We start from the raw sequence: 17,420 nt of genomic DNA, 5'->3' as shown, positions 1-17,420 counted from the left end.
AATAAAATAACTAGTCAAAGATGCGACGTCTATTTTGCATCAGACAAGGAAACAGGTTTCGCTCATAGTTTAAGCTATGAGTAAGTTCTGTTGACGCAGTATGATAGAAAATAGACTAGTATGCTGGCTAGTTATTTTTTGAAGATGCCTTATCTATGCTTTAGTATCATACATAATTTCGAAATATCCCTGTGGATGTTTGCAAGCAGGGCAAACTTTAGGTGCTTCATCCCCTTCATGTATATATCCACAATTTCTACATTTCCAATATTGTTTTTCTTCTCTTTTATATAATCTACCTTCTCTTAACGCATTCATTAAATCTAAATATCTTTGTTCATGAGCTTTTTCAACTTCTATTATATGATTAAAAGCAAATTCAACTTCAGGATATCCTTCCTCTTTAGCAATTTTAGCAAACTCAGGATATGCTGTACCCCACTCTTCTTTTTCCCCTTCTGCTGCATATTCAAGGTTTTGCAATGTATTTCCTACTCCTATAGGGTATTCTGCATCAACTTTTATATGAGCTTTTCCTAATCCTTCTGTTAATAGATTAAAAAAAACCTTAGCATGAGCTCTTTCATTATCTGCTGTTTCTTCAAATATTGCAGCAATATGCATATGTCCTTCTTTACGTGCTATGTTAGCATAATAAGTATACCTATTTCTAGCTTGAGATTCTCCTGCAAAAGCTTTAGCTAAATTATCTGCCGTTCTGCTTCCAACTAAACTTTTCATAAAACAACACTCCTTCAAAATTTCTCATTTCATATTTTTACCTAAAAGCTCAAAATTAATTCATTATGAATTAATTTGGTAATTGAACTTTTATACAATAATTGTAACAAATTAATATATGTTTTTCCATATATTCCAAATATTTAAAAATTATTTTCAAAATTATTACAACAGCTGCATACTTAACCTAAATAATCTTCTTCTATATATTAATAAACTTTTATAAAATAACACTTATCACATTTTATATGTTATAACTTTGTATATTCGTAATTTTCTTAGCAATGACATGTTATTATAATGTAAGATAAAATAAAAAGAGCGTAATAATTATTACGCTCTTTTTATTTTAAATATCTTCAAAAATAATAGATTAGTATATTATCTTGTTTTACATTATTCTAATATCAGATTTTACATAAGCAATACTATGATTGAAATCTGGTTCCTTATTTTATATTGAATAGACTAACATATTCAATTTCTTATTTTCCTTTAGATAACTTATCTTACTATACTACCTGTTGGTAACTCGCCTGGATCTACTGTAAATAATTTACTATCATCATCAGTTGCTGCACATAATATCATACCTTGAGATAACTCTCCTCTCAAAGTTACTGGTTTTAAATTAGCAACTAATACTACATTTTTACCTATTAATTCTTCTGGTTTATAGTTCATTGCTATTCCTGATACAACTTGACGAATTTCTCCACCTAAATCTACCTTTAGTTTAAGTAATTTTTTAGCTTTTTTAACAGGTTCACACTCTATAACCTTAACAACTCTTAAATCTATTTTATCAAAGTCATCAATTGTAATTTCCTCTTTTATTGGCTCCATTACCGGTACTTTAGTTGCTTTTCTAGCCTCTTCAGATATCTTATCTAGTTCAGCTATTTTAGCTTCTACATCTATTCTTGGGAACATCACTTCTCCCTTAGAAACCTTAACTCCTGATTTTGTTCCACTAAATGATGATAGGCTTTCCCATGTTGTTTCTGTAATATTTAATTGGCTATTAATTTTTTCACTTGTACTTGGTAAAAAAGATGATATTAATACAGAAACTATTCTTAATGACTCTGCTAAATTATATAAAACTGTTGCAAGTCTTGGCTTTTGCTCCTCATCTTTTCCAAGTATCCATGGAGTTGTTTCATCTATATATTTGTTTGTTCTTCTTATTAATGTCCATACATAATCCAAAGCATTAGATATATTTAATTCATCTATAGCCTTCTCAACTAATATAGGAGTTTCAAGAGCTAATGAAATTAACTCTTCATCTACAGCTTCTTTAACATCTGGGGAAGGTATTACTCCATTAAAATATTTTTCTATCATTGTAGCTGTTCTTGAAACTAGATTTCCAAGATCATTAGCTAAATCTGAATTTGTTTTCTTAATAAATATTTCATTGTTAAATAAACCATCTGAACCAAATGGTATTTCATGTAGTAAATAATATCTAACAGCATCTACTCCAAAATGATTAACAAGTACTACTGGATCTACTACATTGCCTTTAGATTTAGACATTTTACCTCCATCAACTAATAGCCATCCATGACCAAATACCTGTTTAGGTAATGGTAATCCTAAAGCCATAAGCATTATAGGCCAGTATATAGTATGGAATCTTAATATATCCTTACCAATTAAATGAACATCTGCTGGCCAAAATTTATTATAAAGCTCTGTATCTTCACTATTATATCCTAATGCAGTTATATAGTTTGAAAGTGCATCAATCCATACATATATAACATGACCTGGATCAAACTCCACCGGAATTCCCCAGGTAAATGAAGTTCTTGATACGCAAAGATCTTGTAATCCTGGTTTTAAAAAGTTATTAACCATTTCATTTTTTCTTGATTCTGGTTGAATAAATTCTGGATGAGTTTCTATGTATTCAAGTAATTTATCTGCATATTTAGACATTTTAAAGAAATATGCTTCTTCTTTAGCTTTTTCAACTGGTCTTCCACAGTCTGGACAGTTTTCATTAACTAATTGAGTTTCTGTCCAAAAAGACTCGCAAGGAGTACAATACCATCCTTCATAAGAACTTTTATAAATATCTCCCTGATCATGAAGTTGATTAAATATTTTTTGAACTGCTTTTTTATGATAATCTTCAGTAGTTCTTATAAATTTATCATATTTTATATCCATCATGCTCCATAGCTCTTTTATTCCTGCTACAATTTCGTCAATATATTCTATTGGTTTAACGCCTCTTTCTTCAGCTATTCTTTGTAATTTTTGGCCATGCTCATCTGTTCCTGTTAAAAACATTACTTCATGTCCTGTTAATCTTTTAAATCTTGCTAAAGCATCTGCTGCAACAGTTGTATAAGTATTTCCTATGTGAAGATTTGCAGATGGATAATAAATTGGTGTAGTAATATAATATGGTTTTTTGCTCATTCTTTTACCTCCTGTATTTTAAAATATAAACTTTTACTCTACATTTTAAGATATCCAAATTGAAAAAAAGATTAATAATTAATCTCTTTTTATAAATACATAATAAAAAAATCTCTATATGGAAAATTTCCCATATAGAGACGTTATATACGTGTTACCACTCTATTTTATACTTATTTCACAATAAGTACCTCATTAAGTGACTGACAAAAAGCTTTTATCACTCTGCAATATATCGGTTGCCACCGTACCTTCCTTACTTTCGCTCAAAAGGTCTGCTCCAAGGCCATATTCATAAAGCTTTATGTTACTAGCTTTCACCTAATCTAGCTCTCTTTAAAACACTTAACTTTATTACTCTTCTCTTCATAGCATTATGTTATTATTACTATTATGATATGATAAAGTAGTTTTTATGTCAATATAATAAAATTTCTAAGTATTTTATTAAAGTAATCAATTTTTCATTTATAGATATTGCTCCAATAAAGATGTCTACATTATCTCAAATGTATTTACTATTTTATAAAGCTTACATATAACATTAAAGTCACAATACTATCAATAATCAATGCAGATGGAATTCTTAAAGCTATAACATTATACTCTAAATCCTTTTTATATTTGCCATATCCATATAGAGCACAAAGTAAACTTATGGTAAACATACATAAAAAACCAACAACACTATTATAATAACCAGGCAAGAAGTTTGTTCTACTAATGTGAAAAGCTCTATTTATAAAATAAAATTTTATAGTAAAAGTAATACCATATATCACAAAATACATTATTTTTCTTAAACTTTTACTTAATTTGTATTCTATGAGAGCTACAAGAGATACTATAGCCATGCCTGGTATAATCCATATAAGTCCCATAGAAACTATATAAACAACTCCAAAAAACATTCCTTCTAAAGTTTGAATAAATGCACTTATCGCTTCCTCTTTTCTATTTCCAGAATTTTCGCTTATAAACTCTGGATCTTTTGATGTAATATAAAGATTTGCTTTACCTTTTTTAACAGAGTCAATAAAAATTACTGCATCCTTATAATTCACTGGGTTTATAGATACTTTTTTACTTCTTGATAATGGTTCTTTAAAGTCTCCTCTATACAAAACTTCATCTGATTTCTCCTTTTTTTCTTTTGATATTTTCATCTTAACTATATCTGTTTGACTTTTTAATTTTTCAGCTGTTCTACTAGTACTAACTAAGAATGTGCCAGGTTCCTCCCCATAGGTGGCTATAGTACCTATATCAACTTCATAATCTGAATTAATTTTATTTTTATCTGTTCCTATTTTGACTCCAAATGGTCCATAACTACTATCTTTTTCACCGTTAATAGGAAAATTTAAAAGATTAAATCCAAACTTCTTACCTTGAAATATATACTCTATTAAAACATAAACATTTTCTTCATCAATTGCCATTGTAGCATTTCTAAATTTCACCTTTGAGATCTCAATTAAATTTCCACCTAATTTAGGCTCTGTGACTTTACCATCTTCTATCCAAATATAGTAAAATTCATCTAACCCCATCATATAGCCAAGTAGATATTTATTCTTATATTTTGCACTTACCGGTAGTTTTATATTGTCACCTATATTAACTCTAGAAACTTTGTTTATTAAATAATCTTTTATTTCAATATACCCATCATAAAAAACTGCTACTATATTTTCTGAAACTTTTGTTTTATTAGTTACATTTTTTATACTTGTTTTGTCTATCAGATTTAAATCATCATCTAATTTTAATATTTCAATAGCATTTTTATCTGCACCTGTTAATAAGAAGTTTATATAAATATTCTTATTGTCTGTAATAATATCTATATCTTTTGGCTCATTATCAGACGCTGTAAATTGTGACTCTCTAATTTTTCCTCCTAATTTATTTATTAGTATTACATTAATAATGTCACCATCTTGATGGGCAACCACATAATTACCCTTATATTCAATTATATCTGGAAACTCTGTTATGTTTCCTTGTGATAAAAATACTTCCTTACCCCATTTTTCACTTGGTGGTTTTATGGCTTCTTTATAGTTCAAACTATAGTGAAAACAAAATATAGCTATAATTATCACACCTACAATTGTATAAAATTTTCCCCTCTTCACACATACCCCTCTACTTTCTATAGTCTAAAGTATACGATTATATATAAATTTCAAATAAGAATTTTTCTTTTATCTTAATATTCAATAATGATTTTGCTTTCTTTATATAAAGGTCCTATCCTATAATATAAAGATTATTTTCTATATAATAAAACTAACAAATAATATTAAGGTTAAAAGTGAATCTATTAATATTGGCTTTGAAAAACTTAATACAATTACATTATAATCCAAATTTTCACTATAACTTTTATATCCATAACTCAAACAAACTAAACTAATTAATAATGTACATGCAACTCCTACATTTAAGCTAAAAAAAGATGGCATAAGCATTACTTGATTAATATAAAATAGTTTATTTATAAAATAAAGCTTTAATAGATAAGCTAAACTATAAGTAAATATAAATAATGTCTTTCTTATAGTTTTATTAAATTTAAATTCGATTATTGAAATAAGAGAGATTAAAGAAAGAGATGGTATAATCCATAATGAACCATAAATCACTAAATAAGCTATGCTAAAAAGTGTACTTTCAGAAGTACTTATAAGTGAGGAAACAGCTTCACTTGGCCTACTATTATTATTAACTGATTTAAATTCTTCATCTTTTGAAGTAATATATACATTGCTTCTATTATCTCCTGTAGGTTCACAAAACACTATTACGTTTTTATAGCTAACAGGGTAAACAGAGTTATTCCTAGTATTTGATACAGCATTTTTAATAACAGCACCATATTTATTCTCAAAAAGTCCATTTAATGAATTTTTATTATCTTCAATGGAAATTTCTACTATGTCAGGTTGTTCTTTCATTTTAAAAGTCTTTCTTCCACAGCTCCCTATAATCAATCCTTCTTGATTTGGATAATTAGATAAATTATTTACATCTACATTAAAATTCATTAACTCATTTAGATCGTTAGTATAGTTTTCCATTAATCTAAAATCACTTCTACATACATCATCTTTGTCTAATGAGAATTTAAAAGTTTGCATAAAAAATTCTTTACTCTTATATAAATACTCTATAACTGCAAATATATCATTGCCTTAAGAAATAGTATTTGAAGTAAAAATAGAATCTGGCCTACTCTTTACATCAAATGCAAATTTAGGTTCAGTTATATGTCCATTTCTATCCATAAAAAAGTATTTATATTGCTTTTTATCAGTTATATATCCTATCAAATATTTATCTTTATAAGGAATACTTGTAGGTATATATACTTTGTCGTTTAAATTAATTTTAGAAGATCTATTTTTACCAAAATCAATAAATTCTATATAATTATCATAAAAAATACATAATATATTCTCTGACACATTAAGTTTAGTTCGCATTTTATCAATTTGTTCTTCTTCTATTAATTCTAAGTTATCATTTAATTTTAAAATTTTTACTGTATTATAATGCTTATCTGTCAACATATAGGTAATATATATATTTTTATTATCAGTAAATACGCCCAACTCTTTAGGTTCTTTCTCATCTGGTTTAAAACTAATCTCCTTTAATATCTTGCCTAGTTTGTCCACTGATACTACTTTTATATTATCTCCATCTTGATGAGCAATGATATAATTATCATTATATCCAGTTAAAGCTGGGCATTGATTAATATCTCCTTTAGATATTAATACCTCCTTTGCCCATGCCTCTGATGGAGGTTTAATCGCTTCCCTATAGTTTAGATAATAATGAAATGCAAATGTACATATAAATATTAATATAACCACAGTATAAAAATTCTTTCTTTTCATAATTTATCACCCTACCACAATATGGACTCTTGAGGATTTAATGCATCTCTTAAAACATCCCCTATAACATTAAAGCAAATTATTGTTATAGTTATGATAGAAGCCGGGATAAATACTTGATATGGATAGAACATAAGTGAAAATCCTGTGTTATACATAAGTGATCCCCAACTTAGTAGTGGATATCTCATACCAAATCCAATATAACTTAATAATCCTTCTAATATAAGCACATTAGGAATTTCTATAGTTATAGTAACTATAGCTATGCTAATTACATTTCTAATTAAATGATTACAAATAATTCTAGAAGTACTAGCTCCTAATGCTTTCGCAGCTAAAACATATTCTTGCTCTTTTATTTGTAATAGTTGTCCTCTAATTAATCTTGCGACATTACCCCACCCGTTAATTGTCATAGCAAGAATTAAGCTTAGAGGTCCAGATCCTAAAATAAGGTACATTAGGGTTATTATAACTATAAGTGGCACACTGGTTACTATTTCTAGTATTCTCATTATTATGTCATCAATAATACCACCATAAAAACTGCAAATACCTCCATACACTATTCCTATAGATAAGTTTAAGAATGCTACGATAAAACTGATACCTAATGAACTTCTAGCTCCTTGCCATACACCTGCAAAGATATCTCTTCCTTCATCAGTAGTACCAAAATAATGAATACTATTTGGTCTTAAATTTTTCTCTCTAACAGGCTCAAAGTAATCAAATTTCGTAAAAAGCGGAGAAAAAATTGTCATCAAAATTACAATTAATAAAATAATTGTAGCTAAAATTGCAAACTTATTTTTAAAAAATTTTATTTTTACACTTTGCCAATAATTTAAACTCCTCTCACCTATTATTTCTTTTTCTTCGATTTTACAACCAACAACTTCAAAATCTTTCTTTTTTAATTCTCTCATAAACTCTCCCCCCAAAGTTTAAAATACTTGCCCCTTTAAAATATGTTATACCAGATTTTACATATTTTTTAATAAATATACAAACAATTTACTAATTGTTAATAATATTCATAATAGTTACAAAAATACTATTATTTTGTCATTTCTTATTAACAGTATAATTCGCTTCTGATATAATTAAGTGATATTGATATTAAAAAGGAAGGAGGTAATTATATGTTAAACAAAAAAGAAGTTAAAAGTGTACTTGCCATTGCATTGCCTGCCGTTGGAGAAATGGTTTTGTACATGATGGTTTGGGTTTTAGATACTCTTATGATTGGACAATATGGAGGACAAATAGCCGTTAGTACTGTTGGTATTTCTGGAGAAATATTATCTACCTTTGCTAATATTTTTATAGCTATGGGTGTATCTGTTGCCATAACCTCTATTGTGGCAAGACGTTATGGTGCTAAAGAATATGATACTGCTGAAGAATATGCTACTATTGGATTTGTAATAGGTACTATAATTAGCATAATTTGTACTGTTGTAATTTTTATTTTTTCTAAACAACTCTTAACTGCTGCTGGTTGTGAACCTGAAGTCCTAGAAATTGCTATGACATATATAAGAATTGTTTGTTTTGGAATTGTATTTAGTATGATAACTAGTCTTTACTCAGCAATACAAAGAGCTTATGGAAATACAAAAATTCCTCTTATAACATCCTTCATAGTAATATTAATAAACATGACTTTAGACTATATACTAATTTTCGGTAAGTTTGGTGCTCCAGAGTTAGGAGTTACTGGTGCTGCATTAGCAACTATAACTGCTCAAATTTGCGGATTTTTGTTTTCTACATATTATACCTTTAGAAAGTCTAAGATTAAAATCAAATTTAAATATTTAAAATCCTTAACTATAGAAAAAGTTAAAAGCTTATTTAAATTATCCATACCTGCATCACTTCAAGAAGGTGCTTTTAGTATTAGTAGATTATTTACAACTTTTATGATAATGAGGCTTGGAACTGTTGCTTTCTCTGCTAATACAATAACTTCCACTCTTGAATCATTATCTTATATGCCTGGTTGGGGATTTGCTGTAGCATGTACAACGCTTGTTGGAAATAAATATGGTGAGAAAGATTATAAAGGTGCAATGAAATACGCTTATAACTGTGCAGTCTTAGGATTAATTTCAATGATTTGTACAGCTTCATTATTTATAATTATGCCTAAATTTTTGATTGGTCTATTTATAAATAGTAGTGAAGTTGAAGTTATTTCCTTAGGTGCTAAATGCTTAATGATAGCAGCACTCCAGCAGCCTGGTATGGCAATTTCTATGATATATGGAGGGGCCCTAAAAGGAATAGGCGATACAAAAATACCATTTAAAGTATCTCTATTTACAGGATGGTGTATTAGATTACCATTGGTATTTTACTTCATTTATATAACCCAAAGTTCGGTAACATACTTTTGGTGGATTTGTGTAATTCAATGGATGGTTGATGCTGCATTAATTTATATTGCTTATAAAAGAAAATTTAACAGTCTAATAAAAGAATATCCTATTGAATCAACACAGAATATTTAATAAAAATTTATAAATACACCTAATCAATCAAAATTCTTTTAAGTTATATAGAATAACCCTTTAAGGCTGTAAACTAATTCTCATAATACAAAATGAATTTTTTAAGGTGCTTAAATCAGTGCACCTCTAAGATATTTAGAGGTGCTTATTTATTTTTATCTTAATAATTGACTTATAAAAATAAGGACTAATAATTAAGAATAAACAATTTTAGTATATTATAAATTTTGCTACATTTACTGCTATAAGTACTGCACATATATCCACTAATATTGCCACCCATAAAGTATGTCTTATCTTTTTAATTTGTACTGCTCCATAATAAACTGCTAAAGTATAAAATATTGTTTCTGTAGATCCCATAATTATAGAAGCACAAGTACCTATAAAACTATCAGGACCGTATTCCTTTACGATATCTGTAAAAATTCCTACAGCTCCACTTCCTGATAGAGGTTTCATTAAAACTAAAGGTACAACTTCTGGCGGCACCCCTACCACATCTACTGCAGGCTTTATTAATGAAATTAAAAGATTCATAGCTCCTGATGCTCTAAAAACATTAATAGCTAAAAGCATAGCTAAAAGATAGGGAAATATCCTAACACAAATTCCTATTCCATCCTTTGCCCCTTCTATGAAGCACTCATATACCTTAACCTTTTTAAAAATTCCATAGGTTGTAATTAAAATTATTATTATCGGAATAATAGCTTTTATTATATATTGAATTAATACTCTCACATCCATAATATTCTCCTTATTTTAATTGATAGCTAGAATCAATTTTACTTTTTTAAAAATACTTTTGTAGTAGTTTACAAAGAACTATCCCTATTAAAGATGCACAAAATGTTGTAATAAAAGCAGCCAAAATTATTGCTCCTGGATTTTGAGAATTAGCTGCTGCTCTTATAGATACTACTGTTGTAGGAATAAACTGAATACAAGCGGCATTTAGTATCAAGAATAACACCATATCATTGCTAGCTCTACCTTTCTCCATATTTAATCGCTCCATCTCCTCCATAGCTTTTATTCCAAAAGGTGTAGCAGCATTTCCAAGTCCAAACATATTAGCAGTAAGGTTCATAGTTATAGCCCCCATTGCTTTTTCATCTTTACCTGCATCTTTAAATATTAGTTTTAGTACAGGAGTCAACACTCTAGAAAGTTTTGAGGTTAGTCCACTTTTTTCTGCTATTTTCATGACTCCACACCAAAGACACATCATTCCAACAAGTCCAATTACTAAATCCACTGTTGAAGAAGTAGTTGATACTATTGCTTTAGAAACTATCTCCCCATCTCCATTTAATATGCCAAATCCTATACCTATAGCTAATATAAGAAACCATATTACATTTATCATGCAAATTCCCTCCATAAATTTAATTTTTTTAATCTATAGTGCAATATTTAACCATATAACCTGCACATTTTTATTAATAGGTTAATAATATATATGAAGAATGAAAGTATAAAATTTCAATTTGTACAAACTTTTAAAATATGTAAAAAGCTAATACAAATTATACTATTGTGAACTTTGGTAAGAAGTATCCACAATTTTTTTATTTCTAGATATCAATTTTTATTTAAAACTCTAAACATATCTATTATTTAAGTTATAAATTATAAATGAAATTTTAAATTTATAGGAGGAATTCATAGATGGATACTAGCAGGCTTTTAGAAATTCAAAAATCTAATAAAAATATCACTGTGTATTTTAATAATCATATAGTTTGGATAGATCATATAAATACAAAACAAGAAATAGCTAAAATTATAGACTTAGATATATTAGAAACTTATGTAGTTCCTATTCGTAAATTATCTGAAGAAAATAATATTCTATAGTATATAAATTATTAATTAAACTTATTTTCAACTTGAAATTAATGCTATGCAATGCTAACATTTTATTAAGAAATAATTCGTAGGAAACAAGAAGATTAAATTTAAAAGGAGATTTTTATGAAGGAAAACAATTTACAACTAGCTCAAAAAGATATCGATGAGGCGCTATACACTATTGAAAAACTAGAAAAAAGTATAAAGGAAGATGCTCTTTCAGAAGATTTTGTTAGGAAAAATTTTTTAGAATTAACTAAAAAAATGCAAGAAATTGAAAATCTATTAAAAGAAGAAGGAATATTATAATAAAAAGTCGTGATCTTTAATCACGACTTTTAAAATTTGAATTTTCTTCTTTATTTAGTTATTATATATGACTTCCTTTAAATAAAGCCCTTTAGCTTGTGCAATGGGACCTGCTTCTTCTCTTTTCTTTTTATTTAATATAGTTTCAACCTCATCTATTGATATTTTTCCAATTCCTACTTCTAAAAGAGTTCCTGTTATAATTCTTACCATATTCCATAGAAATCCATCACCATTAATTTCTATTTCTATTAAATCCTCATTTTTGCTTATATTAATATAATTTATAGTTCTCACTGTGGATTTTTTCTTTGATTTAAGCGTAGTAAAGCTTTGAAAATCGTGAGTTCCAACTAATACTTTACTTGCCTTTATCATATTTTCTAGATTTAATTTTTTATCTATATGGTAAACATATTTTCTATTAAAAACATTTCTAAATTTACCATTATTTATTCTATAAATATAAGTTTTAGCTTTAGCATTATATCTAGAATGAAATCTTTCTTCTACCTCTTCTATTTCTTTAACTACTATATCTTCAGGTAAAAATTCATAAAGATAATTAATCATCATTTCTTTACTTAATATACAATTAGTATGGAAGTTTGCTATGTAATTTTCTGCATGTACTCCTCCATCGGTTCTTCCACAACCAATAACCTCTATTTTTTCACTAGTCATTTTAGAAAGTACAGCTTCTATTTTTCCTTGTATAGTATTATCATTATCACCAAGCCTTTGCCATCCTTTATATCTACTTCCGTCATATTCTATAGTTAATTTTAAATTCTTCATAATATAAATCCACCTTTTTTTCTATATTCTTTCTAAGTTTACTATAGTTTAATCTCTTTATTCAATAAAAAAAGACTACCAACTATATTGGTAGTCTGTATGGTAACATTATACAAATTATTTTGTGTGTTCTTTTACTAATTGATATAATATTCTTGCCCCTGCACCAGTTGCACCAGTTGTTATATAATCTAGTGGCTTATTAGTCCATGAAGAACCTGCTATATCAAGATGTAACCAAGGTTTACTTTCAACAAATTCTCCTATGAATAATCCTGCTGTTATTGTACCGGCACCACGTCCACCAGTATTCTTAAGATCAGCATTTTCTGCTTTTATAAGCTCTTTATATTCATCAAAAGCAGGCAATCTACAAATCTTTTCTCCTGTTATCTCCGAAGCTTTATGAAGCATTGAATAAAACTCATCATTATTTGAAATAACACCAGTTGCAACACTTCCTAATGCAACTATAACAGCTCCTGTTAATGTTGCTATATCAACAACTTTAGAAACTTTTTCATTTCTTATAATATATGTTATTGCATCAGCTAGTGTAAGTCTTCCTTCAGCATCTGTATTTAAAACTTCAATAGTCTTTCCTGCCATTGATCCTATTATATCTCCTGGTTTATAACTTCCACCAGAAATACAATTTTCACAAGAAGCTACTACAGCTACTACATTAACTTTTAATTTCATTTTAGCTATAGTATGCATAGCACCTATAACAGCACCTGCACCACCCATATCTGATTTCATAGTATCCATACTTGCTGATGGCTTTAATGAATATCCACCAGTATCATAAGTCAATCCCTTCCCTACAAGACCTAGTATATTATCTTGATTTTCACTATCTCCCATATATCTCATAACAATAAGTACAGATTCCTTGTCTGAACCTTTTCCTACTGTCAAGAATGAAGTCATTCCTAATTTCTCAACTTCCTCTTCACTATAAACTTCAACTTCAAAGCCTGCTTCTTTACCTATTTCAACTGTTCTATTAGCAAGTTCTCTTGGAAATAAAACATTTGCTGGTTCATTTACTAATTGCCTAGTAATTATATTTCCTTCTCCTAAAGAAATACCTTCTTTTATTATGTCCTCATATGGATCTAAGTTACAAGCCAATATATTTACTGTTTTAAGTTCTACTGGCTTCTTTTCACTCTTATATGTGTCGAATCTGTAGGTTGACATTACTGAAACTTCTGCTATTGCCTTAATAGCATCACTCATAGAATTAGTTTCTTTAAGTGCACCTACATGTATATCCATTGACTTAGCTTTTAATTTTATAGCTTCTTTAATAGCCTTTCCTGTAACTTTTCTTAACTTCTCTATTTCAAAGCTTTCTTTTTTACCTAATCCTGCTAATATTATTTTTGTTGGGGCTTCTTTTCTAAGAAGATTTAAAACTAAAATTTCTCCATTTGTGCCTTTAAAATCTTCAACCTCTAAAACGTGAGCAATTGAATTTTTTATAACATCATCTGATAAATTTTTGCCAACTTCTTTCATACCTTCAAATATAAATATAGCTTTTACATCGGATAGCTCATTAAAATTTTTAAAATCATATGCTTTTATATTCATTCTATTATCCCCTTTCATAAATCAACACGGATAATTATTATCAATTGATTTTCTTTATTATTTAAATTTTATCCCTACAAAATCTTATTGTCAACTACATTATATCAGAAAATTCTTTAATTTATAATAAATACTATTTTCCTTAGAGGTAAAATTATTAAAGAGTAAGCTTACTGCCAAAGATTATTATTAATTTTTATATTTGCTTATTTAAAATAAAATAACTAGCCAAATATATTACCATACTTGCTAGTTATCTTTCCTATAATCTCTTCTTATTTCATAACTTGTGGTTCTGAAAATCCTCTCCCAAAAACTTCTTTAATATCTGTTATTGTTAAAAATGCTTTATCATCTATTTCTTTTACTATTCTTTGTAATTCTACTATTTCATTTTTACTGCAGACAACAAATAATATTTTTTTATTTTCTTTAGTATACATTCCTGTACCATTTAAACCTGTAACTCCCCTATTTAACTCTTTCATTAAAGCTACTGCAATTTCATCAGCTTTATCAGAAATAATATGTACTGATTTCGAAGCATTACCACCACTTATTATATTGTCTACTACTGTCGATATAATATATATAGCTATTAATGCATACATTCCTTTTTGTACACCAAATACTATTAATCCTACAATAATTATACATGCATCTATAAGCCCCATAACCTTGGCTAAAGATACACTTGGAAACACATGTTTTATAATTGTTGCTGCAAGATCCGTTCCTCCTGTGCTAGCAGATGCCTTTAATACTAGTCCTATTCCGGCTCCTAATATAATAGCTCCAAATATACTTACTAATATTAATTCTACATCTATAACTGGTAAAAACTCTGTATACCATAACGCAAAGGATAAGTACAATGAAGCAAATATAGCTTTCCCGCCGAAGGACTTACCTTTTAATTTTATTCCTAATATAAATAATGGGATATTAACAACTATATTTGTTATCCAAAGTGGAATTCCATATCCAATTACTTTAGATGTAATATATTCTAAAACTATAGCAAGTCCTGAAATTCCTCCTATAACTAATTGATTAGGTTTAAAAAACATATTTATAGCTGAAGCTAGCAGAGTTGTTCCTAATATTATCATAAAATATTTTATTAATTCTTCTTTTTTGAAAACCTTTTCCATCATCATTCCCTCCTTTGTATCAATAAACACTCATATGTTATAACATATTTAATATTAGTTGTAAACAAGCTATTAATGTATTGTAAATAAACTATTTATGGAAATATAATTCTTATAATATAATGATATAATATAGGGTCTAAATCATAAGCTAATTTAATTATATTTAAAATAATTAATCAATATTTCTAATGATTTTATTTAAAATGCTTAATATATTTTACCTTAATTATAGAACTTACTAGTTATTTTAATTTATTTTTAAATTTAAATTATAATTATTTTTAAAGCTTATATCTATAATTTGTGTTATCATATTATTGACTTCTTAAAATTTTATAAAATGTAATATTTTAGAGCTAATATTTGTTTAGTAATAGTGAAAACTAATAATATAGCTAACACAAATGAAGTTAAGATTATATACCCGTAACTCTAACCTAATTTTCTTTATAATTATAACTTTAAGGAGAGTATGATGGAATTTTATAGTATTTTTAAAGATATTTTTAATTTTATATTTTTAATTAATATAGTTTTTGCTGTTATAGTAATCCTTTTTGAAAGAAGAAATCCTGCAAGTACGTGGACATGGATTATGATTATGTATTTTATTCCTATTTTAGGATTCGTACTCTATTTATTTGTAGGTCAAGACTTAAGAAAACAAAAATTTTTCTATTATAAAAAAGAGGAAGAAGATAATTTACTTTCCATTACTAAAAATCAAAAAAACATATTAACGAATGATTATATAGTAAAAAATAATGAACTATTATCTGAATATCATGATTTTATTAGATTAAATCTAAGTACAGATAACGCTATTTTTACAAGCAATAATGACATTCAGCTTTTAAACAATGGAGATGAAAAATTCCCTAAGCTTATAGAGTGTCTTAAAAATGCTAAGAATTTTATACATATGGAATATTATATATTTAAAAATGATGATATTGGAAATGAGATATTAAATGTATTAGTAGAAAAAGCTAAAGAAGGTGTTGAGGTTAAACTTTTATATGATGGAATGGGATGTTTAAGACTTCCTAAAAATTTCTTTCAACCCCTTGTAGAGGCCGGTGGTGAAATTAGCTGCTTTTTCCCTCCTTTCATACCTTATATAAATTTAAGAGTAAACTACAGAAATCATAGAAAAATTTGTACTATAGATGGATTCCATGGTTTTATTGGTGGACTTAATATAGGAGATGAATATTTAGGTCGTTCTAAAAAATTTGGATTTTGGAGAGATATGCATCTTTACATAACTGGTGATGCTGTAGATTCTCTGGAAATGAGATTTTTACTTGATTGGAGATTTGCTGCAAAAGAGGATATAACAATGGGACCTAAATATTTACCTCTAAAAGGAGAAATAGGTAATAAATGTGCTCAAATTATTTCCAGTGGTCCAGATTCTCAATGGGGAGCTATAAGAAATGCTTATTTAAAAATGATTAATAGAGCTGAAAAAAATATTTATATAGAAACTCCGTATTTAGTTCCTGATGATAGTATATTAACAGCACTAAAAATAGCTGCACTATCTGGTATTGATGTACGAATTATAATACCAGCTAAACCTGATCATATGTTTGTTTATTGGGCTAGTAAATCTTACGTATGGGACTTAATGGAAGCAGGTGTAAAATGTTATACATATAATACTGGATTTATCCATAGTAAAATGATAGCAGTAGATGGAAGAATGTGTAGTATTGGAACTGCTAATTGGGATATACGAAGTTTTAACTTAAACTTTGAAGTAAATGCTATAATATACGATGCAGATACTACTAAAGATGTAGAGGATTCATTCCTAAATGATATTAAAAGCTCAACCTTTTTAACTGAAGAGCATATGAAAAAAAGGAGCTTAATAGTACGAATTAAAGAGGCTGTATCAAGACTTCTATCACCAATGCTATAGCTCTTTTCAAACTATTATTACTGTGTGTTTTCTATATATAATAAATATTAAATAATTAACTTTTAAGGCAACTAATATACTTCTACTATTTAATCTAAAGTATATCAGTTGCCTCTTAATTATTATTAATTTTAATTATAAAGTTATTTCTATT

Annotated in this window: 15 protein-coding genes and 1 other annotated feature; of the genes, 4 read left to right on the top strand and 11 right to left on the bottom strand. The window is 27.6% G+C overall.

The window, feature by feature from the left end; translation table 11 throughout:
• Window positions 1-153: 153 nt before the first annotated feature.
• The 6 genes from rbr to ACY1IQ_RS11670 form a co-directional block, all read right to left on the bottom strand.
• Window positions 154-741: a rubrerythrin gene (gene rbr / locus ACY1IQ_RS11695; RefSeq protein WP_039635033.1), complete on the bottom strand. Its 588-nt coding sequence runs from the start codon at window positions 739-741 to the stop codon at window positions 154-156.
• A gap of 504 nt (window positions 742-1,245) precedes the next feature.
• Window positions 1,246-3,180 (bottom strand): methionine--tRNA ligase, encoded by a 1,935-nt coding sequence (gene metG, locus ACY1IQ_RS11690; protein ID WP_461614081.1) that lies wholly within the window; start codon window positions 3,178-3,180, stop codon window positions 1,246-1,248.
• A gap of 133 nt (window positions 3,181-3,313) precedes the next feature.
• Window positions 3,314-3,559: a binding site (T-box leader), on the bottom strand.
• A gap of 139 nt (window positions 3,560-3,698) precedes the next feature.
• A complete protein-coding gene (locus ACY1IQ_RS11685) occupies window positions 3,699-5,321 on the bottom strand; it encodes a hypothetical protein (protein ID WP_461614080.1) in 1,623 nt (540 codons plus the stop codon).
• A gap of 141 nt (window positions 5,322-5,462) precedes the next feature.
• Window positions 5,463-6,326, bottom strand: a complete 864-nt coding sequence (locus ACY1IQ_RS11680; protein WP_461614079.1) for a hypothetical protein — start codon at window positions 6,324-6,326, stop codon at window positions 5,463-5,465.
• A 54-nt stretch (window positions 6,327-6,380) separates the two neighbouring features.
• A complete protein-coding gene (locus ACY1IQ_RS11675; protein ID WP_461614078.1) occupies window positions 6,381-7,091 on the bottom strand; it encodes a hypothetical protein in 711 nt (236 codons plus the stop codon).
• An 11-nt stretch (window positions 7,092-7,102) separates the two neighbouring features.
• Window positions 7,103-8,023, bottom strand: a complete 921-nt coding sequence (locus tag ACY1IQ_RS11670; RefSeq protein WP_461614077.1) for an ABC transporter permease — start codon at window positions 8,021-8,023, stop codon at window positions 7,103-7,105.
• 216 nt (window positions 8,024-8,239) lie between these two features.
• On the opposite strand from ACY1IQ_RS11670, the gene ACY1IQ_RS11665 reads away from it, so the two are divergent.
• Window positions 8,240-9,613, top strand: a complete 1,374-nt coding sequence (locus ACY1IQ_RS11665; protein WP_461614076.1) for an MATE family efflux transporter — start codon at window positions 8,240-8,242, stop codon at window positions 9,611-9,613.
• A 210-nt stretch (window positions 9,614-9,823) separates the two neighbouring features.
• Here the strand turns inward: ACY1IQ_RS11665 and ACY1IQ_RS11660 are convergent, their stop codons facing one another.
• Window positions 9,824-10,345 carry a spore maturation protein gene (locus ACY1IQ_RS11660; protein ID WP_461614124.1) on the bottom strand — a complete coding sequence of 174 codons (522 nt, stop codon included), beginning with the start codon at window positions 10,343-10,345 and terminating at the stop codon, window positions 9,824-9,826.
• A gap of 64 nt (window positions 10,346-10,409) precedes the next feature.
• Window positions 10,410-10,985: a nucleoside recognition domain-containing protein gene (locus tag ACY1IQ_RS11655; RefSeq protein ID WP_461614075.1), complete on the bottom strand. Its 576-nt coding sequence runs from the start codon at window positions 10,983-10,985 to the stop codon at window positions 10,410-10,412.
• 302 nt (window positions 10,986-11,287) lie between these two features.
• Between ACY1IQ_RS11655 and ACY1IQ_RS11650 the strand changes: the two genes are divergently transcribed.
• Window positions 11,288-11,476: a small, acid-soluble spore protein, H family gene (locus ACY1IQ_RS11650; protein ID WP_461614074.1), complete on the top strand. Its 189-nt coding sequence runs from the start codon at window positions 11,288-11,290 to the stop codon at window positions 11,474-11,476.
• A gap of 117 nt (window positions 11,477-11,593) precedes the next feature.
• Window positions 11,594-11,779 (top strand): hypothetical protein, encoded by a 186-nt coding sequence (locus tag ACY1IQ_RS11645; protein ID WP_461614073.1) that lies wholly within the window; start codon window positions 11,594-11,596, stop codon window positions 11,777-11,779.
• Between the two features lie 54 nt (window positions 11,780-11,833).
• Here ACY1IQ_RS11645 and truA read toward each other — a convergent pair whose 3' ends face one another.
• The 3 genes from truA to ACY1IQ_RS11630 all read right to left on the bottom strand — a co-directional run bounded on the left by truA (window position 11,834) and on the right by ACY1IQ_RS11630 (window position 15,333).
• Window positions 11,834-12,577, bottom strand: a complete 744-nt coding sequence (gene truA / locus ACY1IQ_RS11640; RefSeq protein ID WP_461614072.1) for a tRNA pseudouridine(38-40) synthase TruA — start codon at window positions 12,575-12,577, stop codon at window positions 11,834-11,836.
• A gap of 117 nt (window positions 12,578-12,694) precedes the next feature.
• On the bottom strand, window positions 12,695-14,179 hold the full coding sequence (locus ACY1IQ_RS11635) for a leucyl aminopeptidase (RefSeq protein ID WP_461614071.1): 1,485 nt from the start codon (window positions 14,177-14,179) through the stop codon (window positions 12,695-12,697).
• Between the two features lie 275 nt (window positions 14,180-14,454).
• Window positions 14,455-15,333 carry a YitT family protein gene (locus ACY1IQ_RS11630; protein WP_461614070.1) on the bottom strand — a complete coding sequence of 293 codons (879 nt, stop codon included), beginning with the start codon at window positions 15,331-15,333 and terminating at the stop codon, window positions 14,455-14,457.
• A 478-nt stretch (window positions 15,334-15,811) separates the two neighbouring features.
• Between ACY1IQ_RS11630 and cls the strand changes: the two genes are divergently transcribed.
• Window positions 15,812-17,266: a cardiolipin synthase gene (cls, locus tag ACY1IQ_RS11625; RefSeq protein WP_461614069.1), complete on the top strand. Its 1,455-nt coding sequence runs from the start codon at window positions 15,812-15,814 to the stop codon at window positions 17,264-17,266.
• The last annotated feature ends 154 nt before the right edge of the window (window positions 17,267-17,420 follow it).

The sequence above is a fragment of the Clostridium sp. Marseille-QA1073 genome, from assembly GCF_054863625.1.
This window is presented reverse-complemented; position numbering and strand designations above follow the sequence as displayed.

Coding starts and splice junctions, on each gene's coding strand:
- rbr (WP_039635033.1), bottom strand. CDS start 741: ATGAAAAGTTTAGTTGGAAGCAGAACGGCAGATAATTTAGCTAAAGCT.
- metG (WP_461614081.1), bottom strand. CDS start 3,180: ATGAGCAAAAAACCATATTATATTACTACACCAATTTATTATCCATCT.
- ACY1IQ_RS11680 (WP_461614079.1), bottom strand. CDS start 6,326: ATGCAAACTTTTAAATTCTCATTAGACAAAGATGATGTATGTAGAAGT.
- ACY1IQ_RS11675 (WP_461614078.1), bottom strand. CDS start 7,091: ATGAAAAGAAAGAATTTTTATACTGTGGTTATATTAATATTTATATGT.
- ACY1IQ_RS11670 (WP_461614077.1), bottom strand. CDS start 8,023: ATGAGAGAATTAAAAAAGAAAGATTTTGAAGTTGTTGGTTGTAAAATC.
- ACY1IQ_RS11665 (WP_461614076.1), top strand. CDS start 8,240: ATGTTAAACAAAAAAGAAGTTAAAAGTGTACTTGCCATTGCATTGCCT.
- ACY1IQ_RS11655 (WP_461614075.1), bottom strand. CDS start 10,985: ATGATAAATGTAATATGGTTTCTTATATTAGCTATAGGTATAGGATTT.
- ACY1IQ_RS11650 (WP_461614074.1), top strand. CDS start 11,288: ATGGATACTAGCAGGCTTTTAGAAATTCAAAAATCTAATAAAAATATC.
- ACY1IQ_RS11645 (WP_461614073.1), top strand. CDS start 11,594: ATGAAGGAAAACAATTTACAACTAGCTCAAAAAGATATCGATGAGGCG.
- truA (WP_461614072.1), bottom strand. CDS start 12,577: ATGAAGAATTTAAAATTAACTATAGAATATGACGGAAGTAGATATAAA.
- ACY1IQ_RS11635 (WP_461614071.1), bottom strand. CDS start 14,179: ATGAATATAAAAGCATATGATTTTAAAAATTTTAATGAGCTATCCGAT.
- ACY1IQ_RS11630 (WP_461614070.1), bottom strand. CDS start 15,333: ATGGAAAAGGTTTTCAAAAAAGAAGAATTAATAAAATATTTTATGATA.
- cls (WP_461614069.1), top strand. CDS start 15,812: ATGGAATTTTATAGTATTTTTAAAGATATTTTTAATTTTATATTTTTA.